Genomic DNA, 26,160 nt, shown 5'->3' with positions numbered 1-26,160 from the left:
ATGCTCTTTCCGGTGCGACCGAGCTTTCGCGGCGGCAACTACATCGTTCGTGTCGACCCGGCCCAGCGTGAGGCGGTGCTGAAGGCCGCGACCGGGATCATCGAGCGCGTCGACGCCACGCGCATCGTGACCCAAGCCAAGACCCTGACCGAAATGCGCGCCGCCTACTACGCGCAAGACCGCGCGATGGTCTGGCTGATGGGTGGCGTGATCGTGGCGCTGCTGGTGGTCACCGCGTTCGGCATCGTCGGACTGGCCAGCTTCTGGGTCCAGCAGCGCACGCGGATGATCGGCACCCGCCGCGCGATGGGCGCCACGTGCGGGCAGATCCTGCGCTATTTCCAGCTCGAGAACTTCCTGCTGTCGACGGTCGGCATCGTGCTGGGCATGGGCGGTGCATTCGGCCTGAGCCTGGTGCTGATGGCGAGTTACGAGATGCCGCGGCTGCCGCTGGTCTACCTGCCGATCGGCGCGTTGGCCTTGTGGGCGCTGGGCCAGATCGCGGTGCTCGCGCCGGCCCGCCGCGCCGCGGCACTACCGCCGGTGGCGGCGCTGCGCAGCTGATGACGGGCCGCCACCGCGCGAGCGGTTGATATGCTCGCTGGCTCATGCACACCGTTCTGATCATCGACGACAACCCCGGCGTCGGCGAAGCCCTCGGCCTGCTGCTGTCGCTGCAGGACATCCACGCCCTGCACGCCGCAACACCGGCCGCAGGCCTGGAACTGCTGGCCCGCCAGCCGGTCGACCTGGTGATCCAGGACATGAATTTCAGCGCCGACACCACTTCGGGCGAAGAAGGCGTGGCGCTGTTTCGTGCACTGCGCCAGCGCAGCCCTGACCTGCCGGTGATCCTGCTGACCGCGTGGACGCGATTGGAAAGCGCGGTCGAGCTGATCAAGGCCGGTGCTGCCGACTACCTGGCCAAGCCGTGGGACGACGCGAAGCTGCTGGCCACGGTGGAGAACCTGCTGGAGCTGGGCGACTCGAACCGCGAACTGAGCCGCAGCCGGCAAGAACGCAGAACCCGTCGTGACGCCCTGCTGCGCAACTTCGACATCGACGGCCTGGTCTTCCAGTCTGAAGCGATGCTGTCGATGCTGGAGCTGGCGGCGCAGGTGGCACGCACCGATCTGCCGGTGTTGGTGACCGGGCCCAACGGCAGCGGCAAGGAGCATGTCGCGGCGCTGGTGCATGCCAACTCCACGCGCCGACGCTCGCCTTTCGTCGCGCTGAACTGCGGTGCGCTGCCGGCCGAGCTGATCGAGGCCGAGCTGTTCGGCGCCGACAGCGGCGCCTACACCGGCGCCCATCGCGCCCGTGAAGGCCGTTTCGAAGCCGCGCACGGCGGCACGTTGTTCCTCGACGAGATCGGCAACCTGCCGCTGGCCGGCCAGGTCAAGCTGTTGCGTGTGCTGGAGACCGGCCGGTTCGAGCGCCTGGGTTCGAGCAAGACGCGCGAATCCGACGCCCGCATCGTCAGCGCCACCAACGCCGACCTGAAGGCCATGGTCGCGGTCGGCACCTTCCGCGAAGATCTGTACTACCGGCTCAATGTGTTCGAACTGCGTGTGCCACCGTTGGCGCTGCGGCGCGACGACGTATTGCCATTGGCGATCCACTTCCTGGGCGGCCGGGCCGACCGCCTGGGCGACGCGGCGCGCGATGCGCTGTTGGCCCACGCCTGGCCTGGCAACGTGCGTGAGCTGAAGAACGTGATGGCCCGCGCCGCGCTGCTGGCGGGCGATGGCGTCATCGCGCCGGCCCATCTGCAGATCGAGGCACCGGCCCGGCCTGCTGCCGCGCGTGATCTCAACGAGCCCAGCCGCGAGGCCGTGCTGACCGCGCTGGCCGATGCGCACGGCGTGGTCAGCCGCGCGGCGCAGGCGCTTGGTCTGTCGAGACAGGCCCTGTACCGGCGCATGGAGCGCTACGGCCTGGCCATCGAGGCCGGCACCGGCTCGCCCACCTGACACCCATGGCCGCACGCGGGCCATTGATCGGTTTGCAGGCGCGCCTGGCGCTGTTGCTGATGGCGGTCGTGCTGCTGGCGGCATTGCTGCACATGGCGCTGGTGCAATGGGCGCTGCCGCCGATGCTGGCGTTGTTGCATCGCGAGCTGGGCTGGAATGTCAGCGCGCCGGTGCCTGGCAGCGCCGCGGCACTGGGCTGGACGCTGGTGTTGCTGCTGCCCTTCGTGTTCGGGCTGGCCGCCTACGCCACGGCACCGCTGCACCGCCTTCTGCGGGCGTTGCAAGGGGCCGTGCTGAGTTACCGTGAAGGTGACTTCAGCATGTCGATCCGCGCGCAGGGCCGCGGTGAGCTGGGCGAGCTGCTGCGGCTGCACAGCGAACTCGGCCACGCGCTGCGCGAGCAGCGCCAGCAACTGGCTCAACGCGAACTGCTGCTCGACACCGTGGTGCAGAACACCCCGCTGGCGCTGCTGCTGTGCAGCGATGCGCGGCCCCAGGCGGTGGCGCCGTCGCCGCCCGACACGGGCCGGTCGTCGGGGGATGGCCCTGCCTCGCTCCACGCCGGCCAGGTCGTCTACGCCAACATCGCCGCGCGGCAGTTGCTGGCACACGGGCGCAACCTCGTCGGCATGCAGCTCGAGGCGGTGCTGGCCGACGCATCGCCCGACCTGCGCCAGGCCGTGGCCAGCCAGCAGGACCAGTTGTTCTCGGTCGCCGACGACAGCGGCCACCAAGAGCACTTTCATCTCTCGCAGCGTTCGCTGCTGCTGCAAGGCACGCCGCATCGGCTGCTGCTACTGCGGCGCATGACGCGTGAACTGGCGCGCGAAGAGGTGGCCAGCTGGAAGCGCGTCATCCGGGTCATCAGCCACGAACTGAACAACTCGCTGGCGCCAATCTCGTCGCTCGCGCACAGCGGTGCCGAGCTGGCCCGCCGCGGCCAGGCTGACAGGCTGCCACAGGTCTTCGACAGCATCGGCGGCCGAGCCGCCCACCTGCACAGCTTCCTGTCCAGCTATGCGCAGTTCGCCAAGCTGCCGCAGCCACGTATCGAGCCGGTCGATTGGCCCGACTTCCTGGCACGCCTGGCCGGCCACAGCCAGTTTCGCCTGGACGGTGACGCGCCCGGCGCGCCCGCACGCTTCGACGCCGGGCAGATCGAGCAGGCGCTGATCAACCTGCTGAAGAACGCGCATGAATCGGGCAGCGCGGCCGATGCGGTGAGCCTGGGCATCACCAGCCGGGAAGGCGACACCCGCTTCACCATCGCCGATCGAGGCCCCGGCATGAGCGAGGCCGTGCTGGCCCAGGCGCTGCTGCCGTTCTACTCGACCAAACGCAGCGGCACCGGCCTCGGCCTCGCACTGGCCCGCGAGATCGCCGAGGCCCATGGTGGGCGCATTGCGCTGGCCAACCGCGAAGGCGGAGGATTGGTCGTGACGTTGATCCTGCCCGCCGGGTGAACGCCGAGCGTGGAGCAATGCCACCGGCGCTATGCTTTCCGCTCTCTCATCTCTTGAAGTCGTCGCACCATGCTGATCGTGATCACCGGTGGCGTTCTCGCCCTGCTGGGCTTCCTGTCGGCCGTGGTTCTGGTGACAGCGCCGATGGGCTGGATGGCGGCGACCCCCGGGCTGACGCTGTGGGTCCTGTTCCCGCTGTTCACACTGATCGGCTACGGTCTGCTGGTGGTCGGCAGCCGTGACCCCGCCGTGCGGGCGCCGACGCGGCTGCTTGGCGGTGGCCTGCTGTTGCTGGCGTTGCTGGCCGCGATTGGCCTGATGGCCAGTGGCGCAGGCTTGGTGCAGCTGCGCGGCGACAGCAGCGCGTCGCTGTGGTACGTGCTCGTGCTGGGTGGCGTGATCGGCGGGGTGGGCAGCGCCACCTCCGGCGGCGTCAGAGCCTGAGAGGCTCTTAGTCGAAGCGCCTGAACACCAGGTCGCGGTAGCCGCGATAAAAGAATGTGAAGACGAACGTCACGACCGCCGAGAGGCTGACGTACGCCCCGATCAGCAGCACCGATGCCGCCCCTTCGCCGCCGCCGAGCCAGAAGCTCGGCACCGCAGCGATCAGCATCGCCGCGTGACAGGCGCGGCGCTCACCCACCCCACGCGCCAGGCCGCAGAACGCCATGAAGGCAACCAGCGCGCCGGCCATGAAGACCAGGGCCATGCGTTCCGTCTGCGTCGACTTGAACAAGCCGGCGAACGCCCCGACCACCGGCGCCATGGCCAGCACCAGCAGCAACAACAGCGGCGTCCAGCCGCCCAGCATCACACCGTGAAAGCGTGAGGGGGCGGCCGGCGCCTGCTCGGCCTGTGGGGCCGGCCGCCGCTGCATGCTGGGGTAGCGGGCCAGCCGGCGGGCCTGGACAGCGGCCAGTTCGGCCAGTTCGGCCTCCGCCGAGTCGAGCAAGGGATCGATGTCCGGCAGGTCGTGTGCGACCACCATGTGGCCACAGCGCGAGCAGTTGATGTCGCGGCCCGGATCCAGCGGCGCTCCGCAGCCCCGGCAGGGCCAGTTCAGGTGCCGGCCCAGGCCTTGCGGCGAGGCGGCCATCGACTCGGCGCGCGGCCGCAGCGAATGCGCCAACCGGGGCAGATCGAGCACCACCAGCGGCGTGCGGCAATAGCGGCAGTGGTCGTCGCCGGTGGCCGCCGGGCCGCCGCAGTTCAGGCAGTGCAGCGCGAGCTTCTCTTCAGCGAGCGCGCGCCGCTCGGCCAGGCCCGGGCGCCTGACGAGGCCCCGCTCCGACAGCAGGCCGCTGTGGCTGTGCAGGTGGCCGTGGCCATGGCGGCATTCGAGCACCGCGAAGAGGCCGAAGCGGGTCTGGTTCTGCACGGGGCGCAGCCGCGCGGCGCAGATCGGGCAAGTGGGGTGTTCGACCTGCGCCTGGGCCAGCGGCTGCTTCGCCGACGTCTCCATCACCCGCAGCAACCGCACCCAGCCCAATGCCTCCAGGTGCACCGATTCGAAACGGTCGAACCAGACCAGCCGGCAACCCGGGCACTGCTCCACCGTGACCGGCGCCCCTTTGTGCGACGGCAGGGCCAGCACCTGCATCGGTGTTCGGCAGCGCGGGCAGCCCATCGGCGAGTGGAAGGTCGGGTCAGCGGGCGTCGTCGGCGTCACGGCGCGCATTCTCGGCGAGAGGCCGTATCGGCAGGCACCGCCCGCCCGAACCGAAATCACGGCCGAGCGTGAAGTTCGACTCGGCCGTTGGCCGGCGTCCCGCAAATGAGTGAGTCGCCTCCCCAAACTGAAGCTGACATGAAACTGACAACAGCGCTACGATCTGGCCCAAGCAGCCGCCGGAGCCCGCCATGAACCTCGCTCAACTGTCCGCAATGAAGGCCTGGATGGTGGCGCACCGCCGGGGCGCGCCGATCGAGTCCTACGCCTGGGACGCCGTGCTGACACTGTGGCTGATGGGCTGGATGGGGGCACCGGCCTTCATCATGCTGGACGACCCGTGGGCTGTGCTGGCCTGCGTGCTGCTGTTCTTCATGCCACCGGCCTACCTGCGGTTTCGGCGTCGGCTGCACGAACGCCAGCAACTTCGCTGCGACTGGTTGGAGGTGGTTCAGCCCTCGACCCGATCGACGGCCTGAGCCTGAGAGCCGCAGGCTCAGCTGGGCTCGGCGTCCGCGTCGGTGCCGGGCTGATCGCGGGGCATGCCGGCGCGCTCGTCATGCGGCGCACGCGCCACGCTGGCGGCCACCAGCATCTGCACCAGCACGACATCCACCGGCTGGTTCAGGCGGCATTTGTAGCTGCGCGCGCCACGGCCACTGCCTTCCAGCGGCGCGAGATCGGCGGGCAGCAGGTGGCCGTTGAAGATCTGCAGATTGACATGGCCCCGGTGCGGCGCAATCGCCAGCAGCGGCACGCCCGCCCAGACAAAGACCAGCTGGCCCCAGCGCACGATCTCGTTCAACGCCGGCTCGGCCTCACGCACTGCCGCGCGCAACGCCTGAGCCACCTCGCGCTGGGCTTCGGGCTGGAAGTCCAGCCAGGCGGAGACCAGGGCCTTGGAACGGGAGCCGGTGCGCATGATCAAGTCGGGCTCCAGCAGTGCGCGTGATGGGCGGTGGCAGCTCGGTTCGCTAGAGCTGGCGCGACTGGAAGGTGTCGCAGTCCTGCACCCGGCCGCTCTCGAGCCCACGGCGGAACCACGCCACCCGCTGCGCGCTGGAGCCGTGGGTGAAGCTCTCGGGCACCACCTCGCCTTGCGCCCGGTGTTGCAGCGCGTCGTCGCCGATGCGTGACGCTGCGTTCAACGCCTCTTCAATGTCACCGGATTCGAGGATCTGGCGCGCGTTGTTGGCATGGTGGCCCCAGAGGCCGGCAAAACAATCGGCCTGCAGCTCCAGGCGCACCGACAGCGCGTTGGCCTGCGCCTGGCTGCCGCGGCCCCGACGCTGTTCGACCTGATCGCTGATGCCCATCAGGTTCTGCACGTGGTGGCCCACTTCGTGCGCGATCACATAGGCCTGGGCAAAGTCGCCCGGCGCGCCGAGCTGGCGGCGCAGCGTGTCGTAGAAGGCCAGGTCGATGTAGACCTTTTGATCGCCCGGGCAATAGAACGGCCCCATCGCCGATTGGCCCAGGCCGCAGGCCGTGCGCGTCGAGCCGCGGAACAGGATCAACTTGGGTGGCTGGTACTGGCCGCCAGCCTGCTGGAACAGCTGGCCCCAGACGTCTTCGGTATCGGCCAGCACCGTCGAGACGAAGGCGGCCTCGCGATCATTGGCCGGCGGCGCCTGGCCGGGCGCCTCGGCCGCCGGCGGACCGGCAACGGGGTCGCCGCTGAGCAGACCCAGCATCGTCAGCGGGTTGATGCCGAAGATCCAGCCGGCGACGACCGCAACCGCGACGGTGCCCAGGCCGATGCTGCGGCCCCCCAGGCCGATGCCCCCCCCGCCGCCAGCGGCGCGGCGATCCTCGACGTTGTCGCTTTGTCGGTTGCCTTCCCAGCGCATGGCACCATCCCCCACGGTTTTCAGCGCCGGGCGGTCACCCGGCCGGGCCTTGTTCACACACAGCGTCGACCCGAGCCATCGGGTCGTCTGGGGCAAGGGCAAGACTCGCGCCAAGCGCCCGGAGAGCCGGCCGGCAGGGGCGACCGCCTTCACGGGCCCGATCGACCGATTGTGAAACTATTTATGACAAAGTGCGCTGCGGCGAGCGGCTGTAGTGGCACGCATGGAACAGCTGCAGCGCCAACTGGCGCAGCGCGGGGTCGCTGCCGGCATGGGCCAAGGCGATGCGCTCGTAGGCGTAGAGCCTGTCGAAACACATGCGCGTCATCTGCACCGGGTGGCCTTCGGCGGCCATCAGCGCGTGGAAGCGCTGCAGGGCCTGGACGCCGGCATCGCCGCCAGCGGCCCCCAACGGCAGGCTGGCCAGTACCCCAGCGTCCAGGCCGGCCACGAAAGGCAGACGGGCGGGCATGGGGGCATGGGCTGTGGTCGAGGTCGGCATCGCAGTCTCCTGAGGGCGCCTGGCGTGGGACCCAAGCGCCTGCGATGGTGCGGCCAGCGGCAGGCGGCCGATCCGCCGAACAGCGGCCAAAACCGGGCCGAAACGCCGCAGATCGCCCCAGCTCAGTCAGGCCTTCGGCAGTGTGACGCCGCGCTGGCCCTGGTACTTGCCGCCGCGATCGGCGTAGCTGGTCTCGCAGACCTCGTCGCTCTCGAAGAACAGCACCTGCGCGCAACCTTCGCCGGCGTAGATCTTGGCCGGCAGCGGTGTGGTGTTGCTGAACTCCAGCGTCACATAGCCCTCCCACTCGGGCTCGAAAGGGGTGACGTTGACGATGATGCCGCAGCGGGCATAGGTGCTCTTGCCCAGGCAGATCGTCAGTACGCTGCGAGGGATGCGGAAGTACTCGACCGTGCGCGCCAGCGCGAAGCTGTTGGGCGGGATGATGCAGACATCGCTCTCGATGTCGACAAAGCTCTTCTCGTCGAAGTTCTTCGGGTCGACCACCGTCGAGTGGATGTTGGTGAAGACCTTGAATTCGCGCGCGCAGCGGATGTCGTAGCCGTAGCTCGAGGTGCCGTAGCTGACGATCTTGTGGCCGTCGGGCGCATTGCGCACCTGGCCCGGCTCGAACGGCTCGATCATGCCGTGCTGCTCAGCCATGCGCCGGATCCACTTGTCACTCTTGATGCTCATCGGGAGGCCTTCAGGTAAGCCCGAATTCTCTCATCGCACCGGCGCGCTTTTGTCGAGTTGCGCCTCCAGCCGCAGCAGGTGTTCGCGCATGCCCTGACCCATCGCAATCTGCGGGTTCGAATAGCCGTCGGTCTTGCCGGCTTCCTTCTCGCGCTGCTCGATCACGACCCGCGCCTGCGCATGGCCGTGCTCGAACGAACGGGTCTGGCGCAGTTGCTCGGCGTACATCGCGCGGCCGAAGAAGGTCAGCTCCGAGCGACGGCCGCATCCGTACGAGGTGTGCTCGGCGTCAGCCGCCGTCATCACCAACGTGTCCGGGTCGGCCAACGGGGCAATCCAGCTGCCGGAGTAGCAGGCGGAAATCGACACGATGCGGTGGCGGATGCCGGCCTCGTCCAGCCATTGCTTCAAATGCGCGGGCGTGACCGCGTCGACCTCCAGCGGCCAGAAGCTGGCCGCCAGCTCGCCGGACTGCGCGCCATGCGAGGTCAGGTGGAGGAACAGCACGTCCTGCTCGCGGTTCATCTTCTGCGCCACCTGCCGAATCACGCGCTGCAGGTTCAGCGGCGTGGCCCAGGGCCATTCGCGTGCGGCTTCGCGGTGGTTCACCAGCTGGATCGTGCGGCCCTGCGCGTCGAAGCGCTCGGCCATCAGGTCCACCACCAGCTGGCTCTCGCGGCGGAACACATCGACCTCGGCGTAGGGAGCAAAGGTGACGGCATAGACGTCGATCGCGTTCTTGCGCTGGGGTTGCAGCGCCTTCAGGCGTTGCGTCATCAGGGTGGACTGCAGCTCGATCAGCTCCTGCGTCAGCTCGAACGTGTCGATGCTGTCCTCGTCCGTCATCCCGCTGGGCGCCGTGGGGTACCAGTGGCGAAAGTACGAGTCGCCGGCCATCATCAGCGCCATCGCCATCGCAAGCAGCACACTGGCAGCAAGCTTGGCGCGCGGCCGGGCCGTCGCACCGCGCCACAACAGGACGATCTGGGACAACATCGGCCACAACGCCGGCAGCACCATCAGCGACCAGGCGCTCCAGGGGCCAAAGGCCTGCACCAGGTCGAGTTCGCCCTGCACCATCGGCAGCATCAGCAGGCCGATGCAGACGGTGATCGGAAGCGACTGCGCCAGCATCATCGACAGCAACCCTGCGCCGTCTGGTGCGCGACATGCGTTCGGGGCCGCGTCGGCCGGCGCCGGGACCGGCGGCATGACCCACCAGCAAGTCCAGGCCCAGACGACGACCCACACGGCACTGGACATCAACGCCGGCCAGTAGAAACGTGCCGGTCCATCGATGTACAAGCGCTCCAGCCCGATCGCGGCGCCGCAAGCCACCAGCACCAGCCAACACAGATTGGCCGGCGACACCTGCAGCCCCCGCCAATCCGGCCGCATGAACAGCGCAGTACGCACGCCCTGCGCCCACCACGCGCCCAGCGCCCCCTTTTTCATCGGCGCGTGCCGCGGCGCGGGCATGCGCACCGGCACCGCGACAGCCGTTGCCACGGCCACCGGCATCCCCATCTCTTCCGTCATGTTGTGTCTGCCTCCCTTGCAGCCGGCACTGTACCGATGAAGCCGAGGCCCCCGCCGAGCACCGCCAGCGCGGCCAGGTCGAGCAGGTCGATGCCGCCATAGCGCAGCGCGATCACCCCTCTGGCCTCCAGTGCCCGCAGCGCCTTGTTGGCGCTCTGGCGGCTGACCCCCAGCATCAGCGCCAGCTGCTCTTGCGGCAACCGCAACGTCGTGCGCGGCGCGGAGGTCCGGCCGCCATAGCCGTGCGCGACCAGCCACAGCCGCTTGGCCAGGCGGGCCTCGAGCGGGCGGTGCGCTATGTCCTCGATCACGCCGAACAGCATGCGCAGCTTCGCGCACGCCAGTTGCGCGATCGCCTGCCAATGCGCGGGGTACTTGGCCAACCAGCCGAGCAACGCCGCCTGGGGCACCTGCAGCACGGTGGTCGGACCATCGGCAGTGGCATCGTGGGTGCGCGGCTGGCCATCGATCAGCGAGATCTCACCGAACCACTGGCCAGGCTCGACGAAAGCGAGCACCGACTCGCTGCCGTCGGCTTGCACCGCGCCCACGCGCAGCGCGCCCTCCAGCACGCAACACAGGCCTTCGGCCGCCTGGCCACGGCCGAACAGCGCCCGGCCCGGGCCCAGCGACTGCACCCGCCCGAGTTGCAGCAGCGCCTGGCGCAATGAAGGGGGAATGCCGGCGAACCAGGTGTCGGCCCACATCACTGCGCGCCAGGCGGCCAACGCCTCGGGCCAGGGAGCTTCGGGAATGTCCTGATCGTGCATGGTCGTGAGCGCGGGCCGAATGTCGGCGTTTTGACAGTCAGCCCGGCCGCACGCTCCTAGCATGTGGCCACTTGCCGCCCAAGGAGGCCGACCATGCGCCGTGCGAACGAACTGTTGATCCAGTATGCCCACTACCACCGCGACCGCCGCAACATCGCGACGCACTTCGTCGGCATTCCGATGATCGTCTTCGCCATCGGCGTGCTGCTGGCACGGGCGAGCTTCACGGTGGGAGGCTTCGCGCTGACTGCGGCGTGGGTCGCCGCCGCACTGGTGACCGTGTGGTACCTGTTGCGTGGCCGGCTCGATCTGGCCGTGGCCGTCAGCGCAGCCACTTGGCTGCTGGTGGCGCTGGCCCACCAGGTTGCCGGTGGCAGCACCACCGAATGGCTGGTGTGGGGTGTCGGCACCTTCGTCGTCGGCTGGGTGCTGCAGTTCGTCGGTCACTATTACGAGGGTCGCAAGCCGGCGTTCGTCGACGACCTGGTCGGCCTGCTGGTCGGCCCGATGTTCGTGACCGCCGAGGCACTGTTCGCGCTCGGTTGGGGTCGTGAGCTGCATGCCGAGATCGAGCGCCAGGCCGGCCCGACGCACATCCGCGACCTGAAGCAGCCCCTGGCCTCGCATTGACTGCGGCCAAGCTGCCTGCCGCACCGGGGCCGCTGCTGGTGATGGGCGCCGGCAGCGTCGGTGGCTATGTCGGCGCGTGCCTGCAGGCCGCCGGCGCCGAGGTGCATTTCGTCGGCCGCCCACGCACACTCGGGGCTTGGCGCGTGCATGGCCTGCGCGTGACCGACCAGGACGGCCGTGACGAGCGCCTGCCTCCACCCGCGCTGCACCTGTGGGGAGCGGTGCCAGCCAGCGTGACGCCGGCGCTGGTGCTGCTGACGGTCAAGTGCGGCGCCACGCGCGAGGCCGCCGCCGCGTTGGGGGCCATGCTGCCGGCGGGCACGCCGGTGCTGTCGTTGCAGAACGGGCTCGGCAACGCAGACGTCGGCCGCGCCGAGGCGCCGGCGCTTCGCTGGCTGCCCGGCATGGTGCCTTACAACATCGCCGAACTCGGGCCCGGGCATTTGCACCGCGGCACCGGCGGCAAGCTGGCAGCCGAGGACGCCCCGGCCCTTCGAGCCTGGCTGCCGCTGTTCGATGCGGCCCGGCTGCCGCTGCGCCTGTACGACGACTTGAAGCCCGTGCAGTGGGGCAAGCTGCTGCTGAACCTGAACAACCCGGTCAACGCCTTGTCCGGCCTGCCCTTGCGGGCCGAGCTGATGCAGCGCGGCTACCGCCAGGTGTTTGCCGCATTGCAGCGCGAAGCCCTGGCGGCGCTGGCCGCCGCCGGCATCAGCCCGGCACAGGTGGCGGCGGTGCCGCCAGAGCGGCTGCCGACGATCCTGTCGTTGCCGGATTGGTTGTTTCGCCGCATCGCCGCACGCATGTTGCGCATCGACCCCGAAGCCCGGTCCAGCATGGCGGACGACCTGGCCCTGAGCCGCACGACCGAGGTCGACGCCTTGTGCGGCGAGGTCGTGCGCCTGGCCCGTGCACAGGGGCAGGAAGCCCCTTTGAACCAGCGCATCCAGGCCTTGGTCGAGGCGTGGCCGAACGACCCGGGGCCGCTGCCGGCGGCTGCCTTGAAGCAGCGCCTGGGCTTGCATTGACAGGTGTCACACAAAGCCGCCACACAACCGTCACGGAACCCTGTTCAGCCCCCTTGCGCAGCGCTAGCATCTAGTGTCTTGTCCCACAAATAGCTGCCATTGAGATTCGACCAGATGGTGATGATCGTGCGTTTGGACGGCTGGGCCGCCAAGCCGGGCAGATACCACGAGGTATCTGCCCGGCTCGTCGTCTCGCGACCATCCCCATTGCGGCCCATCGCAATGACGGTTTTTTGCGGGACACGACACTAGTCATGCACCGACACCGGGAGGCTGCCATGCCCTCACCTTTCCGCCCGGCCCGTGAGCTGCTGGTCCAGTACGCCCACTACCACCGTGACCGCCGCAACATCGCGACCCACTTTGTCGGTATTCCGATGATCGTGTTCGCCATCGGTGTGTTGCTGGCGCGACCGACGATGGATGTGGCCACGCCGGTCGGCGAGCTGCTGCTCACACCCGCGCTGTTGCTGTGGGGCATCAGCACGCTGTGGTACCTGACACGGGGCGAATTCATGCTCGGCGCTGCCGTCAGCCTGCTCAACGGCGCGCTGATCCTGCTGGCGGCACCACTGGCCGCGCATGGCGTGGCCACCTGGTTGGCTTGGGGCCTGGGGCTGTTCCTGCTGGGCTGGGTGATCCAGTTTCTGGGCCACGTCTACGAAGGCCGTAAACCGGCTTTCACCGACGACCTGATCGGCCTGCTCGTCGGCCCCCAGTTCGTGACCGCCGAAGCCTTGTTCTCGCTCGGCTTGCTGCACGGCCTGCGCGACGAGATCGAGCGCCGCGCCGGCCCGACCCACATCCGCGACCTCGCCTTGCCGGCTTGACGCCGACGACGGCGCGCTGACGCAACGTGCCGCGCCGGCCGATTCGATGCTCAGGTCGATTTCGAGACGCTGATCGTCGGGAACTTGGCCGAGAAGTCCTTGGCCTTTTGAGCCACCCTCACCGCCACCTGGCGTGCGACCGACTTGTACAACCCGGCAATCTCGCCATCGGGTTCCGCCACCACCGTCGGGTGGCCACTGTCGGCCTGTTCGCGGATCTTCATCGTCAGCGGCAATGCGCCCAAGTAAGGCACGCCGCGTTGCTCGGCCATTTTGCGGCCACCGTCGGCGCCGAAGATGTGCTCGGTGTGGCCACAGTTCGGACAGCAATAGATGGCCATGTTTTCGACGATGCCAAGCACCGGCACGCCAACCTTTTCGAACATCGACAGGCCCCGCTGCGCGTCGATCAGGGCGATGTCCTGCGGCGTGGTCACGATCACCGCGCCGGTCAGCGGCACGCGCTGGCTGAGCGTGAGCTGGATGTCGCCGGTGCCCGGCGGCATGTCGACCAGCAGGTAATCGAGATCACTCCAATTCGTCTGCCGCAGCAGTTGGTCCAGCGCCTGGGTCGCCATCGGGCCACGCCAGATCATCGCCTGGTCGGGCTCGACGATGAAGCCGATCGACATCACCTGCACGCCATGGTTTTCCAGCGGCTGCATGGTCTTGCCGTCCTCGCTCTCGGGCCGGCCGCTGATGCCCATCATCATCGGTTGGCTGGGGCCGTAGATGTCGGCGTCCAGGATGCCGACGCGGGCCCCTTCGGCCGCCAGCGCCAGCGCCAGGTTCACGGTTGTCGTGCTCTTGCCGACGCCGCCTTTTCCGGAGGCCACGGCGATGATGTTGCGCACCTGGGGCAACAGCGCGACGCCGCGCTGGACCGCATGGGCCACGACCTTGAAGCCGAACTGGATGTCGACCTGCCCGACGCCTTCGACGCTGCGCGCCGCGGCCGACAACCCGGTGCGCAGCGCGGGATACTGGCTCTTCGCGGGGTAGCCCAGTTCGACCTCGAACGACACGTTGTCGCCGTCGATGCGCAAGTGCCGCAACTGTTTGCCCGAAACAAAGTCCTGCTGGGTTTGGGGATCGACGACGGTGCGCAAGGCGTCGAGCAGCGCGGTCTCGGAAACGGGCATGGTGTGGTGGACTGTGAGAAAGGGCGACGTGCGGCATTCGCGCGGCAACGTAAGCTATGCAGTCTAGCCCAGGCTCTTTTCATGTGCTGATGGGCATTTCCGCTTCCAATCCTGCCCCCGGATCTGCTGTGCCCCCCGAAGCAAGCGTCGATACCCTGTTCGCTCAGGCCGCGCACCTCGCCCGCGTTGGCCAGGTCCGCGAGGCCATCGCTGCCTACCAGAAGGCGCTGGATCTGCGCCCGGCCTCACCCAACAGTTGGTACAACCTCGCGCGGCTGCTGCGACGTGTGCGCCGGTTCGACGAGGCACTGCTCGCCTACCAACAGGCACTCGACTTCAAGGCCGAGCAGCCCGAGGAGGTGCACCTGAACCGTGCCGTCATCCTGGCGGACTACCTGGGGCGCCCTTTCGACGCCGAAGGTGAGCTTCGCACCGCGCTGGGCCTGAACCCTCGCTACGTGCCGGCGCTGCTGAACCTGGGCAACATCTGCGAGCACCGCGGCGACCGCTCAGGCGCGATCGCACACTACAGCCGCGCGCTGTTCATCGACCCGTTCAATGCCCTGGCGCTGGCCCGGCTGACGAGCATCCAGCCGCTGTCGCGCGCCGACGATCTGTTGATCCAGCGGATGAAACAGGCCATTGCCCGTCCCAACGCGCAAGCCGCCGAACGCGCCGATCTGGGCTTCAGCCTGGGCGCGGCGCTGGACAAGGTCAAGGCCTACGATGAGGCGTTTGCAGCCTACCAGGCGGCCAACACGGCCAGTCGGCAGGCGGCTTCTCCGGCAGGCGCGCACTACGACCGGCGGGCCCACGAGGAGATGGTCGACCACCTGATGCAGGCCTTTCCGCAGGCCTCGCCGGCAGGCAGGGCTCACGAGAGCGTTCCCCGGATGGTCTTTGCTTGCGGCATGTTGCGCTCCGGTGCGACGCTGGTCGAGCAGATTCTGTCGAGCCACTCCCAAGTCACCGCCGGCAGTGAGCCAGACCTGCTGCCCACGCTCATCCGCCAGCACCTGCCCGGCCTGGACAGCGGCGTGCCGATCGACATGGTGACCATCGCCCGCATGCGCGAGCGTTACCTGGCCACCGTGCGTGGGCTGCACCCGAACGCCACGGTGCTGATCGACAAACGGCCCGACAACTTCCTCTACATCGGCTTGATCAAGGCCATGTTCCCCCAGGCCAGGATCATCCACACCCGGCGCCACCCGATCGACAACTGCTTGGCGATCTACTTCCTGCACCTGAGCCACACGGTGCCCTATGCGCTGGAGCTGACCGACGTGGCGCATTGGTACGGCCAGTACCACCGGTTGATGCTGCACTGGAAGGCGCTGTACGGCTCGGACATTCTCGACATCAGCTACGACGCGTTGGTCACCGAGCCCGAGCCGCTGCTGCGCGACCTGTTCGGCAATCTGGGCCTGGCATGGGAACCGGCCTGCCTGGACTTTCACCTGAACGACTCCGCAATCAAGACCTCCACGGTGTGGCAGGCCCGCGAAGCGCTCTACACCCGTTCCTCGGGCCGCTGGCGCAACTATGCGCGCCATCTCGATCCGCTGGTCGCCGAACTGCGGCGTCAGTTGGGCCGCGATCTGATCTGAGCAACTGACACGCCGCGGGAACGGGCTTTGCTCCGTTCCCCGCTGGAGGTGCCGTATGCGCAAGTTCACGAGTTCGCTCAGCCTGGTCGCGGCGCTGCTGTTGGCCGGCGTGCCCGCCGTGGTCGAGGTTCAACCCTGCCCGGTCGACAAGACGACGATGACGCCTACCGGCAATACGCGGCAGGAAGCCGGCAAGACGCTCGCCGAGTACAAGTGCGAAAAGGGCCACGTCTATTGGATCGCCGTCGATTGAAGCCCGCCGCGCAACACCGGCTTCATAGGTCTGCGTCGGGGGGCTGCAGCTCGATGTCGCGCTCGAACAGCTCGATCGCGGCCTTGGCCACCTGAGCCGTGTCGTAGTACGCATAGGCGGCCACGCCCAAGGCACCCACCACCGGCAACCAACGCGACGCACCGTGCGACAGCCCTCGTTGCGAAACCTTCAACCCGATCTTCTGAGCCACCGCCTGCAGCACCTTCAACGAGGCTTGCTTGACGATCACCCGCTCGCCCATCCGCACCACCAGGTCACGCACGGCTTGTGAAGCGGTGTGCTTGAACAGGCAGTACAGCATCTGCTCTTGCGTCAACGTGCCGGACTTGCCGTAATAGGCAGCGATGTCGGCCACCATGCCGGCCTGGATCCGCCAGACTGCCAGCATCTCCGGCAGGATCGTCAACCAGCCAAGCGGGCCCGGCGGCAGCGCCAGAGTGCCCGCCGCCGCCGCTGCCTTGGCCGCCGAAGTGGCGGCAATCGTTCGTGCGGCTTCTGCCGGCTGGTGGCTGAGCTTGGCCTTCGAGCCCGGCACCTCCCCCAGAAAGCCGAGGATCGCGGTGGCGACCTTCGAGGCGCTGCTGGGGGCCCTGTTGTCGCCGCGGGTAGCGGGAAGCTGTGCGCGGTCGCGTTTGGAAGCCGAGTCTTTCACGCCACCATCATGACATCGGCTCGCCGGCATCGCCGAACGATGCAGCCGCTGCCACAGTCGGCCGCGAGGGTTCAGGCGCCCGACAGGCGCTTGGCAGTGATCACCACCACCTGCGTCGGCGCGACATCGGCCTGGGCCATCAGCGCGTCGTCGTACTGGCCATTGGCAACCTGGCCCAGCGCCGCCATCAGGCTCAGGGCCATCACCAGCGCAACGCCGGCGGCCGTGCGACGAACCTGAGATTCCTGCTGCGCGAAACGGAGGGGGCTGGTGGTCATGGTCGGCTCCTGGGTGGAGAGGGCTGTCGATGGGTGGACTCTAGGCAGCCCCTTCGACCATCGCCACCGGCGTGCGACCAGCCGCAGCGGCAGCCCGCTGGATGGCATGTGGGAGCGATGGGCCGCGAGCACCAAGCCACCCACGCAGCCGCGGGCGTGTGAATTGCCGCGGGCGCCGATAGGATCGACGCCGAGGCCTTCATGAAAATCGCGACCTACAACATCAACGGCATCAACGGCCGCCTGCCCGGCCTGCTGCGCTGGTTGGACGAAGCCCGGCCCGACGTTGTCTGCCTGCAAGAGTTGAAGACGTCGGATGCGACCTTTCCGAAGGCTGCGATCGAAGAGGCTGGCTATGGGGCGTTATGGAGCGGGCAGAAGTCTTACAACGGCGTCGCCATCCTGGCCCGCGGCAACCAGCCGGTCGAGACCCGGCGCGGATTGCCTGGAGACCCGCAGGACGTGCAGAGCCGCTACCTCGAAGCCGCCGCATCCGGTGTGCTGGTGGGCTGCCTGTACCTGCCCAACGGCAACCCGCAGCCCGGCCCCAAGTTCGACTACAAGCTGGCGTGGTTCAGGCGCCTGATCGCGCACGCCCGCGAGCTGGTCGATCAAACGGAACCGGTGCTGCTGGTGGGCGACTACAACGTCGTGCCGACCGACGACGTGGCCGACATCTACAACCCCCGCTCCTGGCTCGACGACGCGCTGCTGCAGCCCGAATCGAGGGCGGCCTACCGCGAGCTGTTGGCGCAGGGCTGGACCGACGCGATCGCCGCAAAGCACCCGGGCGAGCCCATGTACACCTTCTGGGACTACTTCCGCCAGCGCTGGCCACGCAATGCCGGCCTGCGCATCGACCACCTGCTGCTGAACCCTGCGGCCACCAGACGGCTGAAGGACGCGGGGGTCGACCGTGCCATGCGCGGCGTCGAAAAAGCCAGCGACCATGCGCCCGCCTGGGTGACGCTGGCGGCGAAGCGCGGCGCTTGAACGGCACTGCGGCTATTTCTTGCCGGATTGTTTCGGGATCACCGTGACCTCGCCGCTCGGCTCGAGGTAGATCAACTCGACATCGTCAAAGCTTTTGACGCCCTCTTCATGAACTTTTTCCTTCAGTTCTTCGGCAGTGATGAACTCGCGTCGCATCTGGCTGCGTCGCAATTGCCCATCCTTGAACAGACACTGGCGCCGCCCCATCGCAAAACGCTCGAACGCCGGTGAGCGGTAGGCCAGCGCGTCCAGCAGCACGTTCCAGCCGACGAGCGTGGCGATCAAAAGCATCGAATCGGCCGACGAGGTGGCGTCGCCGATCATGCCGTTCTGCGCGGCGTCGCCGATCAGCACGATGAACAGGAAGTCGGTGACCCCCATCGAGCCGGCATCGCGCCGCAGCACGAAACGGAACACCAAGAACAAGAACCAGTAGAGCAACGTGCCCCGCAGCATCAGCTCGAGGGGCGGTACCGTGAGTGCAAAGAGGTGGGACCAGTCCATGGTGATGCGCGTGGGGCGATACCAGAACTTAGCGGTTGGGCTGGCTCACCCGTGTCGGCCGGCGCACCGGTCGGCAGTCAGACAACACCGCAGCCGGCGTCGACGCCGCTCCTGCGAGGAAGCACATGCGCAGCGATCGGCCATGAAAAAAGGACTGACCTTGCGGCGAGTCCTTCTTCATTCGAATTTGGTGGGCCCTGTAGGATTCGAACCTACGACCAACGGATTAAGAGTCCGCTGCTCTACCAACTGAGCTAAGAGCCCTGAGATCTCATTCGACGCCTGCTGGTCTGGCCTTGCGGCAAGCCTTCAGGTTGGTGGGTTGTGCAGGATTCGAACCTGCGACCAACGGATTAAAAGTCCGCTGCTCTACCGACTGAGCTAACAACCCTTACCGGTAGAGCCCTAGATCATATCATGACTTTTTCTTGATTGGGAAGAGGCGTGTTGCGAGAGGCACAACGCCAGTGCCTCGCCCGCCGCCGCGAAGCCAAAACTCGCGGTCACCGTGACCGCCGAACCATAGCCATGGCAGTTCAAGCTGCCATCACCCGTTTCGGTATCGCACGCCGCGTCGGTCGGCGGCGCGACGCTCTCACGCGAGAACACACAGCGCACGCCGATCGTGCCCTGGCCGGCTTTGGTGGCGCCATGTTCGCGACGCAGGCGCTGGCGCAGCGATGCAAGCAACGGGTCGTGCGTCACCGCGGCCAGATCGGCGATGTCCAGCCGCTCGGCGTGGCGCTTGCCGCCGGCCGCACCGCAGCACACCAGGAAGACGCGCTCTTGCAAGGCCCAGGCGGCCATCGCGGCCTTCGCGCGAACCTGATCGCAGGCGTCGATCAATGCATCAACCGGCCCGGGCAGGAGGTGTGGCCAGTTCCCGGCATCGACGAATTCGTCCACCACGTGCACCACGCAACCCGGGTGGATGTCGGCCACACGCTGCGCCAGCGCCTGGCCCTTGGCCATGCCCAGCGTGGCACCGGTGGCCTGGATCTGCCGGTTGATGTTGGACTCGGCGACATGGTCCATGTCGATCAGCACCAGTTCGGCCACACCCGAACGGGCGAGCGCCTCGACCGCCCACGAGCCCACGCCGCCCAGGCCGACGACTGCAATGCGCAGAGCGCGCAGCCGTTCATACGCGGCGTGGCCATACAGCCGCCGCAGGCCGCCGAAGCGGCGCTCCAGATCGGGCGTGTCTTCAGGCGGCGCACTGGGGAGGCTCGCGTGGTGGTGGTTCACCCGGTCACTTCAGCGTGACGATGCGCTCGCGGCCGGCTTGCGCGGCTTCGGACTTCGGGTACTGGCGGATCAGTTCTTCGAGCGTGCGCTTGGCGCTCTTGTTGTCCTTCAGCTCGGCCTGGCAGTTGGCCAGTGCGAGCAAGGCTTCTGGCGCGCGCAGGTTGTCCGGCGCGGCAGCCACGAAAGCCCGGAAGGTGGCGATCGCATCCTTGTACTGGCGCAACCCGTATTGCGCGTTGCCCAACCAGTAACGTGCCGAATCGACGTAACCACTGCTCGGGTAGCGTTTCAGGAAAGTGACCAGCGCCGGCGCTGCCTTGTCGAACTCGCCGGCGCGCATCGTGGCCATCGCGTCGTCGTAGGCGCGCTTCTCTTCGGCCTCGACCAGGAAGTCCTTGCCGTCGACCGACACCTGCTGCGGCTCGAGCCTGCGCACCCGCTCGTCAACGTTCTGCGCAATGTCCTTTTGGCGTCGCTGCACTTCGGACACATCGCGCAGCATCTGCTCGTTCTGTCCGACCAGTCGGGCCATTTCGGAGCGCAACTGCTCGTTCTGGTTGTTCAGGTCAAGCAGGTTGCGCTGCAGCGTCTGGATCTGCTCGGTGAGCTGCTTCACCTGGGCCGCCAGTTCGCCGCGTTGCTGCTCACCCTGCGTCACCTTGTTGCGCAGGTCGAGGATGGCCCTGCGCGCTTCTTCGTCGTCGAACAAGCCCGCCTGGGCGGGCAGCCAAACGGCCATCAGCGCGCCGAGCGCGACGCTGCGCAACATGTGTCGGGCAAGCAGCATGGGCTCAGCGGTCCTTCAACTCGGCGCGGCGATTTTTGGCCCAGGCGGCCTCGTCGCTGCCTTGGACGGAAGGGCGCTCTTCGCCGAAGCTCACCGCTTCGAGCTGGCCTTCGGTCGCGCCGACCAGCAGCATCGATTTCTGCACCGCTTCCGCGCGCTTCTGGCCCAGCGCCAGGTTGTACTCACGGCTGCCACGCTCGTCGGTGTGGCCTTCGATCAGCATCTTCTTGGCCTTGTTGGCACCCAGAAACTTGGCATAGCCCTCGACGATCGGGCGGTATTCGTCCTTGACGACGAAGCTGTCGAAGTCGAAGTACACCGTGCGGCCCAGCCCGGCGGGCGGCGTGGCGTTGGCGCCCAGGTCCACCGTCTTCACCGCGCTCTCGGCGGGCTTGGCGGCAGTGTTGCCTGCGCCGACCTCCGTCGGGGTGCGGTTTTCCACCGGTGCCGGCTCGTCCAGCTTGGTCGAGCTGCAGCCCGCCAGCCAGACCAGCGCCAATGCCGACATCGTGCCAGCCCCAACGTTCCACTTGACCTTCACGGCTCTCTCCTTCGTGTTGACGTGATTGTTTGCGATGCGCCTGGACGCTCTTACCTGCCGTAAGGGCCCCATACCGGCTCGCGGATATCGAGGCCGCTGGTCAACAGCCTCGTCTTGATCTTGCCATCCAGGGTGGTCGTCATCAACAGTTCTCGCCCTGAGGCGCGGGTCGCATAGATGATGAAGCGGCCGTTGGGCGAGAAGCTCGGGCTTTCGTCGTCGTTGGTGTCGCTGACCGATTGCATGGTGCCGCTGGACAGGTCCATCGTCATCACCTTGAAGGCGCCGCCGCCCTGGCGCTGCACGAAGGCCATCGTGCGGCCGTCCGGGCTGATCGCGGGGCTGACGTTGTAGCCGCCCTGGAAGGTCACGCGCTCGGCACTGCCGCCGCCGGCGGGCTGGCGATAGATCTGCGGGCTGCCGCCGCGGTCGCTGACGAAATAGATCGACTTGCCGTCGGGGCTGAATACGGGCTCGGTGTCGATCGCCGGGCTTTGCGTGATGCGGCGCGGGCTCGAACCATCGCGGTTCAGCAGGAACAGCTGCGAGCCGCCATCGCGCGACAAGGTGACCGCCAGCTGGCGCCCATCCGGCGACCAGGCGGGTGCACTGTTCGAACCCTTGAAGTTGGCCACCATGCGGCGCTGGCCGGTCGCCATGTCCTGCACCCAGACCACCGGCTTGCGCGTCTCGAACGACACGTAGGCCAGCTCACGGCCGTCAGGCGACCAGGCCGGCGAGATGATGGGATCGGGGCTGGTCAGCGGCACTTGGCCGCCTTCGCCGTCGGCATCGGCCACGCGCAGCGTGTAGCGCCCCCCGCCCTTGGTGACGAACGCGATGCGGGTCGCGAACACGCCCTTCTCGCCGGTCAACTTTTCGTAGATCGCGTCGGCGATGCGGTGGGCCGCGAGTCGCAGGTCGCCGGCCGGCACGGCCAGGCTCTGGCCGCCCTGGTCGGCGCCCTTGACCACGTCCCACAGCTTGTAGCGCACGTCGAAGCGGCCATCGACCAGCTTGCTGACCGAACCGGCAACCAGCGCGTCGGTGTTGCGGCTGCGCAGGTCGGCAAAGCCGGGTGCGCCGGTTTCGTCGATGTTCAACGGTGCGTCCACGAAGCGAAACGCGCCGCTGCGCTCCAGGTCGGCCTTGATGATGGCCGAGATCAGGTCCTCGCCGCCCTGCTCTTCACCGCGGAAACGCAGCAGCGTGATCGGCAGTTGCGTCGCACCGATGCCGGAGATCTCCACCCGGAACTCGGCTTGCGCCGGGAGCGCGGCGGCGCCGCCCAGGGCGCCGAGCGCGCCCATCCAATGTCGTCGGGACCACATAGGGGCTGATCGAGTCATGCTGCGGGCCGAAGGTTCCCCCCGGCGTCTGTTGTCAAGGTCTGGCGCGGCGCATTTTAGGGGCGCGGCCCGGGCGGCATACCATCACGCCCTCGGCCACGCCTGTTCCGTCTGTCGCCATGAGTATCCTGCCCCCGATCAGCCGCTTCCCCGTCCCGACCATTGCCGAGCTGCCCGAAGACCTGCGCCAACGCATCCTCGAGGTGCAGGAAAAGGCCGGCTTCGTGCCCAACGTCTTCCTCGCGCTGGCCCATCGGCCGGCAGAGATGCGCGCCTTCCTGGCCTATCACGATGCCTTGCTGCTGAAGGAAGGCGGCGGGCTGTCGAAGGGTGAGCGCGAGATGATCATCGTCGCGACTTCGGGCGCCAACCGCTGCCTGTACTGCGTCGTCGCGCATGGCGCCATCTTGCGGGTCTACGAGAAGAAGCCGCTCATCGCCGACCAGGTTGCCACGAACCACCGAAAAGCCGACATCACGCCGCGCCAGCGCGCGATGCTCGATTTCGCGATGAAGGTCTGCCTGCACGCCGACGAGATCGAAGAAACCGACTACGCCGCGTTGCGCGAGCACGGCTTCAACGATGAAGACGCCTGGGACATCGGCGCGATCGCCGCGTTCTTCGCCCTGTCCAACCGCATGGCCAACCTGATCGGCCTGCGCCCCAACGACGAGTTCTACCTGATGGGCCGCGTGCCTCGGGAGCCCCGGCCAAAATGACGCCAGATACCCCTGCATTGAAGCTTTCCCCCCTGGTCGCCGGCGCCTGGCGCCTGGCCGAGTGGGCTTTCAACGTCGACCAACGCATCAGTTGGATCGAAGGCAACATCGAACGCGGCCTGACCAGCTTCGACCATGCCGACATCTACGGCGGCTACCAGGTCGAAGCGCTGTTCGGCGAGGCACTGGCGAAGTCGCCCGGCTTGCGCGGGCAGATGCAGCTGGTCACCAAGTGCGGCATCAAGCTGACCGGCCCGGCGCGGCCGGCGCACGAGACGCATTGCTACGACACCTCAGCCGCACACATCACCACGTCGGTCGAGAACAGCCTGCGCGCCCTGCACACCGACCGCATCGATCTGCTGCTGATCCATCGGCCCGATGCGCTGATGGACGCCGACGAAGTGGCCGCCACCTTCGAACGCTTGCGGCGCGACGGCAAGGTGCTGCACTTCGGCGTCTCCAACTGCACGGTGCAACAGTATGAGCTTCTGAACAGCCGCATCCGGCTCGAAACCAACCAGGTCGAGTGTTCACCATTGCAGCTGGCGCCGATCCACGATGGCACGTTCGACCAGGCCCAGCGCCTGCGCGCCCGGCCGATGATCTGGTCGCCACTGGCCGGCGGTCAGCTCTTCAACGCCGACACCCAAGCCGCGCACCGCGTGCGCTGGGCGGTGGGCGAGATCGGCGCGCGGCTGGGCGTGTCGACCACCACGCTGGCGATCGCGTGGTTGCTGCGCCTGCCTTGTCAGCCGATTCCGGTGATTGGCTCACGCCGCCTGAGCGCATCGGACGAGGCCGTCGCTGCGTTGAACGTGAAGCTGAGTCCGGACGACTGGTACCGGATCTGGAGCGCGTCGACAGGCCACGACGTGCCCTGACTCACGGCGCCGCAACCTCGCTTCATCGCGCACTGTCGCTGTTCGCTCCGGCAGGGATTGGCACCGAGCCACCAGGCGCGTATGGTGAGCGGCTTCGTCCACCCCTCAGGAGAGACCCATGAGCGTGAATGTCTACCTCTTCTTCGACGGTCGCGCCGAGCAGGCGATCGAGTTCTACAAGAAGACGCTCGGCGCGCAGGTCGATTTCATGATGCGCATGTCGGAAAGCCCCGAGCCGCCGCCGCCCGAGTGCGCGAACATGCCCGGCGACGCGATCATGCACGCGAACTTTCGCATCGGCGACTCGGTGCTGATGGCCTCGGACGCACCGCCTTCCGGCGACAAGCCGTTCAAGGGCTTCTCGCTGTCCCTCAGTTACGCCACCGAAGCCGAAGCGCACAAGACCTTCGATGCGCTGGCGCAAGGCGGCAAGGTCGAGATGCCACTCGGCAAGACCTTCTGGTCACCCTGCTTCGGCATGCTGACCGACCAGTTCGGCGTCGGCTGGATGGTTGGAGTCGAGCACGAGCAGCAGTAGCCCTCGCGGGCGCCCGAAGCGCCGACCGCTTTCAAGTGGCGTGCGCGGATCCGGCTTTGCCGGTCCGCTGCGCGCCCCCCCTCGGGGGCTTCGCTCGGACATGAACAGTCCTGAGGACTGTTCTTGCCTAGCAAAGGGCCGAGCCTCTGGCTCGGCGCGGCCTGCAAGGCAGCCCCCGGAAGGGGGCGTGGGGGCCTACAGCAAGACGATGTCGTACTGCTCGGGGTTCATCGTCGGCTCGGCCGACAGCGAGATCGGCTTGCCGATGAAGGCCGACAGATCGGCCAAGTGCTGGCTCTCTTCGTCGAGCAGCATCTCGACAACCGAGGCGCTGGCGACCACGCGGAACTCTTTCGGATTGAACTGCCGCGCCTCGCGCAGGATCTCGCGCAGCACGTCGTAGCAGACGCTGCGCGCAGTCTTGACCTGGCCACGCCCGCCGCAAGTGGGGCACGGCTCGCACAGCATGTGGGCCAGCGACTCGCGCGTTCGCTTGCGCGTCATCTCGACCAGGCCCAGCGCGGTGAAGCCGCTGACCGTCGTCTTCGTACGGTCCTTGCTGAGCTGCTTGCGGAACTCGGCGAGCACCGACTGCTGATGGTCCTCTCGCACCATGTCGATGAAGTCGACGATGATGATGCCGCCCAGGTTGCGCAGCCGCAGCTGGCGCGCAATGGCCTGGGCCGCCTCGAGGTTGGTCTTGAAGATCGTGTCGTCGAAATTGCGTGCGCCGACATAACCGCCGGTGTTGACGTCGATCGTCGTCAGCGCTTCGGTCTGGTCGACGATCAGATAGCCGCCCGACTTCAGCTCGACCCGCCGCGCCAGCGCACGCGAGATCTCTTCTTCGATGCCGAAGAGGTCAAAGATCGGCCGCTCGCCGCGGTAGTGCTCGAGCTTGGCGATCGCGGTCGGCGTGTAGACGCCGCCAAAGGCCTTCAGCGTGTCGAACTGCATCTTCGAATCGATGCGGATCGACTGGGTCTGCTCGGTGGCGAGGTCGCGCAGCACCCGCTCGACCAGGCTCAGGTCCTGGTGCAGCAGCGTACCGGGCGGTTGCGACAACGCGCGCTGGCGGATCTGGCCCCAGGTCTTGCGCAGATAGGCGATGTCGTCAGCGAGTTCCTCGTCGGTCGCCTCCTCGGCGTTGGTGCGCAGGATGAAGCCGCCGCCACCACCCTCTTCCGGCTTGCCGACCAGCGTCTGCATGCGGGTGCGCAACTGCTCGCGCGCTTCGACCGAGCCGATCTTCTGCGAGATGCCGATGTGGTTGTCCTGCGGCAGGAAGACCAGCATGCGCCCGGCGATGCTGACCTGCGTCGACAGGCGTGCGCCCTTGGTCCCGATCGGGTCCTTCACCACCTGCACGGTCAGCGTCTGGCCTTCGAAGACCTGCTTCTCGATCGGCGTCGGTGCGCTGTTGTCGTTGCTGGCGCGGGGGTTGAAGCCGGCGGTGTGCAGGTCCGCCACGTGCAGAAAGGCAGCGCGCTCCAGGCCGATGTCGATGAACGCGCTTTGCATGCCGGGCAGCACGCGCGCGACCTTGCCAAGGTAGATATTGCCAACCAACCCACGCTCCAGCGTGCGCTCGAGGTGAAGCTCCTGGATGGCGCCGTTTTCGATGAGGGCGACCCGCGTCTCTTGCGGGGCCCAGTTGATCAGTATGTCGTGCATGGGGCCTCGCCCCGTCG

At 67.6% G+C, this 26,160-nt stretch carries 30 protein-coding genes and 2 tRNA genes; 14 read left to right on the top strand and 18 right to left on the bottom strand.

Annotated features, from left to right (window positions below):
- The 4 genes from VFY73_RS08700 to VFY73_RS08685 form a co-directional block, all read left to right on the top strand.
- Positions 1 to 564: ABC transporter permease (locus VFY73_RS08700; RefSeq protein WP_329717695.1), on the top strand; the 564-nt coding region annotated here is incomplete at its 5' end.
- Between the two features lie 44 nt (positions 565 to 608).
- Complete coding sequence (locus VFY73_RS08695; protein ID WP_329717693.1) at positions 609 to 1,973, top strand: sigma-54 dependent transcriptional regulator; 1,365 nt, start codon at positions 609 to 611, stop codon at positions 1,971 to 1,973.
- Between the two features lie 5 nt (positions 1,974 to 1,978).
- Entirely contained in the window at positions 1,979 to 3,436 is a 1,458-nt protein-coding gene (locus tag VFY73_RS08690) for a sensor histidine kinase (protein ID WP_329717691.1), read from the top strand.
- Between the two features lie 69 nt (positions 3,437 to 3,505).
- A complete protein-coding gene (locus VFY73_RS08685) occupies positions 3,506 to 3,880 on the top strand; it encodes a hypothetical protein (RefSeq protein ID WP_329717689.1) in 375 nt (124 codons plus the stop codon).
- 7 nt (positions 3,881 to 3,887) lie between these two features.
- Here the strand turns inward: VFY73_RS08685 and VFY73_RS08680 are convergent, their stop codons facing one another.
- On the bottom strand, positions 3,888 to 5,105 hold the full coding sequence (locus VFY73_RS08680; protein ID WP_329717688.1) for a zf-TFIIB domain-containing protein: 1,218 nt from the start codon (positions 5,103 to 5,105) through the stop codon (positions 3,888 to 3,890).
- A gap of 191 nt (positions 5,106 to 5,296) precedes the next feature.
- Here VFY73_RS08680 and VFY73_RS08675 point away from each other — a divergent pair, with 191 nt between their 5' ends.
- Positions 5,297 to 5,584, top strand: coding sequence for a hypothetical protein (locus tag VFY73_RS08675; RefSeq protein ID WP_329717686.1), 288 nt, complete (start codon positions 5,297 to 5,299; stop codon positions 5,582 to 5,584).
- 17 nt (positions 5,585 to 5,601) lie between these two features.
- On the opposite strand, the gene VFY73_RS08670 is transcribed toward VFY73_RS08675, so the two are convergent.
- The 6 genes from VFY73_RS08670 to VFY73_RS08645 form a co-directional block, all read right to left on the bottom strand.
- Entirely contained in the window at positions 5,602 to 6,027 is a 426-nt protein-coding gene (locus VFY73_RS08670; protein WP_329717701.1) for a DUF1801 domain-containing protein, read from the bottom strand.
- 52 nt (positions 6,028 to 6,079) lie between these two features.
- Positions 6,080 to 6,955, bottom strand: coding sequence for a KPN_02809 family neutral zinc metallopeptidase (gene ypfJ, locus VFY73_RS08665; protein WP_329717699.1), 876 nt, complete (start codon positions 6,953 to 6,955; stop codon positions 6,080 to 6,082).
- Between the two features lie 181 nt (positions 6,956 to 7,136).
- Positions 7,137 to 7,457, bottom strand: a complete 321-nt coding sequence (locus tag VFY73_RS08660; RefSeq protein ID WP_329717685.1) for a hypothetical protein — start codon at positions 7,455 to 7,457, stop codon at positions 7,137 to 7,139.
- Positions 7,458 to 7,583: 126 nt separating this feature from the next.
- Positions 7,584 to 8,153 carry a dCTP deaminase gene (gene dcd, locus VFY73_RS08655; RefSeq protein WP_329717683.1) on the bottom strand — a complete coding sequence of 190 codons (570 nt, stop codon included), beginning with the start codon at positions 8,151 to 8,153 and terminating at the stop codon, positions 7,584 to 7,586.
- Positions 8,154 to 8,183: 30 nt separating this feature from the next.
- Positions 8,184 to 9,692, bottom strand: a complete 1,509-nt coding sequence (locus VFY73_RS08650; protein ID WP_329717681.1) for a C13 family peptidase — start codon at positions 9,690 to 9,692, stop codon at positions 8,184 to 8,186.
- Positions 9,689 to 10,462: a Crp/Fnr family transcriptional regulator gene (locus VFY73_RS08645; protein WP_329717679.1), complete on the bottom strand. Its 774-nt coding sequence runs from the start codon at positions 10,460 to 10,462 to the stop codon at positions 9,689 to 9,691. Before VFY73_RS08645 ends, VFY73_RS08650 begins: the two co-directional genes overlap by 4 nt.
- 93 nt (positions 10,463 to 10,555) lie before the next feature.
- On the opposite strand from VFY73_RS08645, the gene VFY73_RS08640 reads away from it, so the two are divergent.
- From VFY73_RS08640 to VFY73_RS08630, 3 genes are all read left to right on the top strand, one after another.
- A complete protein-coding gene (locus VFY73_RS08640) occupies positions 10,556 to 11,092 on the top strand; it encodes a DUF962 domain-containing protein (RefSeq protein WP_329717677.1) in 537 nt (178 codons plus the stop codon).
- A complete protein-coding gene (locus VFY73_RS08635) occupies positions 11,089 to 12,120 on the top strand; it encodes a 2-dehydropantoate 2-reductase (protein WP_329717675.1) in 1,032 nt (343 codons plus the stop codon). Before VFY73_RS08640 ends, VFY73_RS08635 begins: the two co-directional genes overlap by 4 nt.
- 278 nt (positions 12,121 to 12,398) lie before the next feature.
- Complete coding sequence (locus tag VFY73_RS08630) at positions 12,399 to 12,950, top strand: DUF962 domain-containing protein (RefSeq protein WP_329717673.1); 552 nt, start codon at positions 12,399 to 12,401, stop codon at positions 12,948 to 12,950.
- Positions 12,951 to 13,000: 50 nt separating this feature from the next.
- Here the strand turns inward: VFY73_RS08630 and apbC are convergent, their stop codons facing one another.
- The gene (apbC, locus tag VFY73_RS08625) at positions 13,001 to 14,092 is read right to left on the bottom strand and encodes an iron-sulfur cluster carrier protein ApbC (protein ID WP_329717671.1); all 1,092 of its coding nucleotides are present in this window, start codon (positions 14,090 to 14,092) and stop codon (positions 13,001 to 13,003) included.
- 128 nt (positions 14,093 to 14,220) lie between these two features.
- On the opposite strand from apbC, the gene VFY73_RS08620 reads away from it, so the two are divergent.
- Positions 14,221 to 15,702: a tetratricopeptide repeat-containing sulfotransferase family protein gene (locus tag VFY73_RS08620; RefSeq protein WP_329717669.1), complete on the top strand. Its 1,482-nt coding sequence runs from the start codon at positions 14,221 to 14,223 to the stop codon at positions 15,700 to 15,702.
- A gap of 55 nt (positions 15,703 to 15,757) precedes the next feature.
- Positions 15,758 to 15,955 carry a hypothetical protein gene (locus tag VFY73_RS08615; protein WP_329717667.1) on the top strand — a complete coding sequence of 66 codons (198 nt, stop codon included), beginning with the start codon at positions 15,758 to 15,760 and terminating at the stop codon, positions 15,953 to 15,955.
- Between the two features lie 22 nt (positions 15,956 to 15,977).
- On the opposite strand, the gene VFY73_RS08610 is transcribed toward VFY73_RS08615, so the two are convergent.
- Both VFY73_RS08610 and VFY73_RS08605 read right to left on the bottom strand, forming a co-directional pair.
- A complete protein-coding gene (locus VFY73_RS08610; protein ID WP_329717665.1) occupies positions 15,978 to 16,628 on the bottom strand; it encodes a hypothetical protein in 651 nt (216 codons plus the stop codon).
- A gap of 71 nt (positions 16,629 to 16,699) precedes the next feature.
- Positions 16,700 to 16,906, bottom strand: a complete 207-nt coding sequence (locus VFY73_RS08605; protein WP_329717663.1) for a hypothetical protein — start codon at positions 16,904 to 16,906, stop codon at positions 16,700 to 16,702.
- A gap of 201 nt (positions 16,907 to 17,107) precedes the next feature.
- On the opposite strand from VFY73_RS08605, the gene xth reads away from it, so the two are divergent.
- Positions 17,108 to 17,899, top strand: a complete 792-nt coding sequence (xth, locus tag VFY73_RS08600) for an exodeoxyribonuclease III (RefSeq protein ID WP_329717661.1) — start codon at positions 17,108 to 17,110, stop codon at positions 17,897 to 17,899.
- Between the two features lie 12 nt (positions 17,900 to 17,911).
- Here the strand turns inward: xth and VFY73_RS08595 are convergent, their stop codons facing one another.
- The 7 genes from VFY73_RS08595 to tolB all read right to left on the bottom strand — a co-directional run bounded on the left by VFY73_RS08595 (position 17,912) and on the right by tolB (position 22,328).
- The gene (locus tag VFY73_RS08595) at positions 17,912 to 18,403 is read right to left on the bottom strand and encodes a DUF421 domain-containing protein (protein ID WP_329717659.1); all 492 of its coding nucleotides are present in this window, start codon (positions 18,401 to 18,403) and stop codon (positions 17,912 to 17,914) included.
- A 188-nt stretch (positions 18,404 to 18,591) separates the two neighbouring features.
- Positions 18,592 to 18,667, bottom strand: a tRNA-Lys gene (locus VFY73_RS08590).
- A gap of 51 nt (positions 18,668 to 18,718) precedes the next feature.
- Positions 18,719 to 18,794 (bottom strand) — tRNA-Lys (locus VFY73_RS08585).
- Between the two features lie 14 nt (positions 18,795 to 18,808).
- A complete protein-coding gene (locus VFY73_RS08580; RefSeq protein ID WP_329717657.1) occupies positions 18,809 to 19,651 on the bottom strand; it encodes a tRNA threonylcarbamoyladenosine dehydratase in 843 nt (280 codons plus the stop codon).
- A gap of 4 nt (positions 19,652 to 19,655) precedes the next feature.
- Positions 19,656 to 20,438 (bottom strand): tol-pal system protein YbgF, encoded by a 783-nt coding sequence (gene ybgF, locus VFY73_RS08575; protein WP_329717655.1) that lies wholly within the window; start codon positions 20,436 to 20,438, stop codon positions 19,656 to 19,658.
- A gap of 4 nt (positions 20,439 to 20,442) precedes the next feature.
- Positions 20,443 to 20,946 (bottom strand): peptidoglycan-associated lipoprotein Pal, encoded by a 504-nt coding sequence (gene pal / locus VFY73_RS08570; protein ID WP_414654436.1) that lies wholly within the window; start codon positions 20,944 to 20,946, stop codon positions 20,443 to 20,445.
- Between the two features lie 83 nt (positions 20,947 to 21,029).
- A complete protein-coding gene (gene tolB / locus VFY73_RS08565; RefSeq protein ID WP_414654434.1) occupies positions 21,030 to 22,328 on the bottom strand; it encodes a Tol-Pal system beta propeller repeat protein TolB in 1,299 nt (432 codons plus the stop codon).
- Positions 22,329 to 22,447: 119 nt separating this feature from the next.
- Here tolB and VFY73_RS08560 point away from each other — a divergent pair, with 119 nt between their 5' ends.
- From VFY73_RS08560 to VFY73_RS08550, 3 genes are all read left to right on the top strand, one after another.
- Positions 22,448 to 23,047 carry a peroxidase-related enzyme gene (locus VFY73_RS08560; protein ID WP_329717650.1) on the top strand — a complete coding sequence of 200 codons (600 nt, stop codon included), beginning with the start codon at positions 22,448 to 22,450 and terminating at the stop codon, positions 23,045 to 23,047.
- Between the two features lie 17 nt (positions 23,048 to 23,064).
- Complete coding sequence (locus tag VFY73_RS08555; RefSeq protein ID WP_329717648.1) at positions 23,065 to 23,931, top strand: aldo/keto reductase; 867 nt, start codon at positions 23,065 to 23,067, stop codon at positions 23,929 to 23,931.
- A gap of 118 nt (positions 23,932 to 24,049) precedes the next feature.
- Positions 24,050 to 24,469: a VOC family protein gene (locus VFY73_RS08550; RefSeq protein WP_329717646.1), complete on the top strand. Its 420-nt coding sequence runs from the start codon at positions 24,050 to 24,052 to the stop codon at positions 24,467 to 24,469.
- Positions 24,470 to 24,664: 195 nt separating this feature from the next.
- On the opposite strand, the gene rng is transcribed toward VFY73_RS08550, so the two are convergent.
- Entirely contained in the window at positions 24,665 to 26,143 is a 1,479-nt protein-coding gene (rng, locus tag VFY73_RS08545; RefSeq protein ID WP_329717644.1) for a ribonuclease G, read from the bottom strand.
- Positions 26,144 to 26,160 lie beyond the last annotated feature (17 nt).

Source organism: Ideonella sp. (assembly GCF_036277275.1).
Lineage (GTDB): Bacteria > Pseudomonadota > Gammaproteobacteria > Burkholderiales > Burkholderiaceae_C > Ideonella.
The sequence above is the reverse complement of the archived record's forward strand: the minus strand, read 5'-3'. Positions and strand labels throughout refer to the sequence as shown.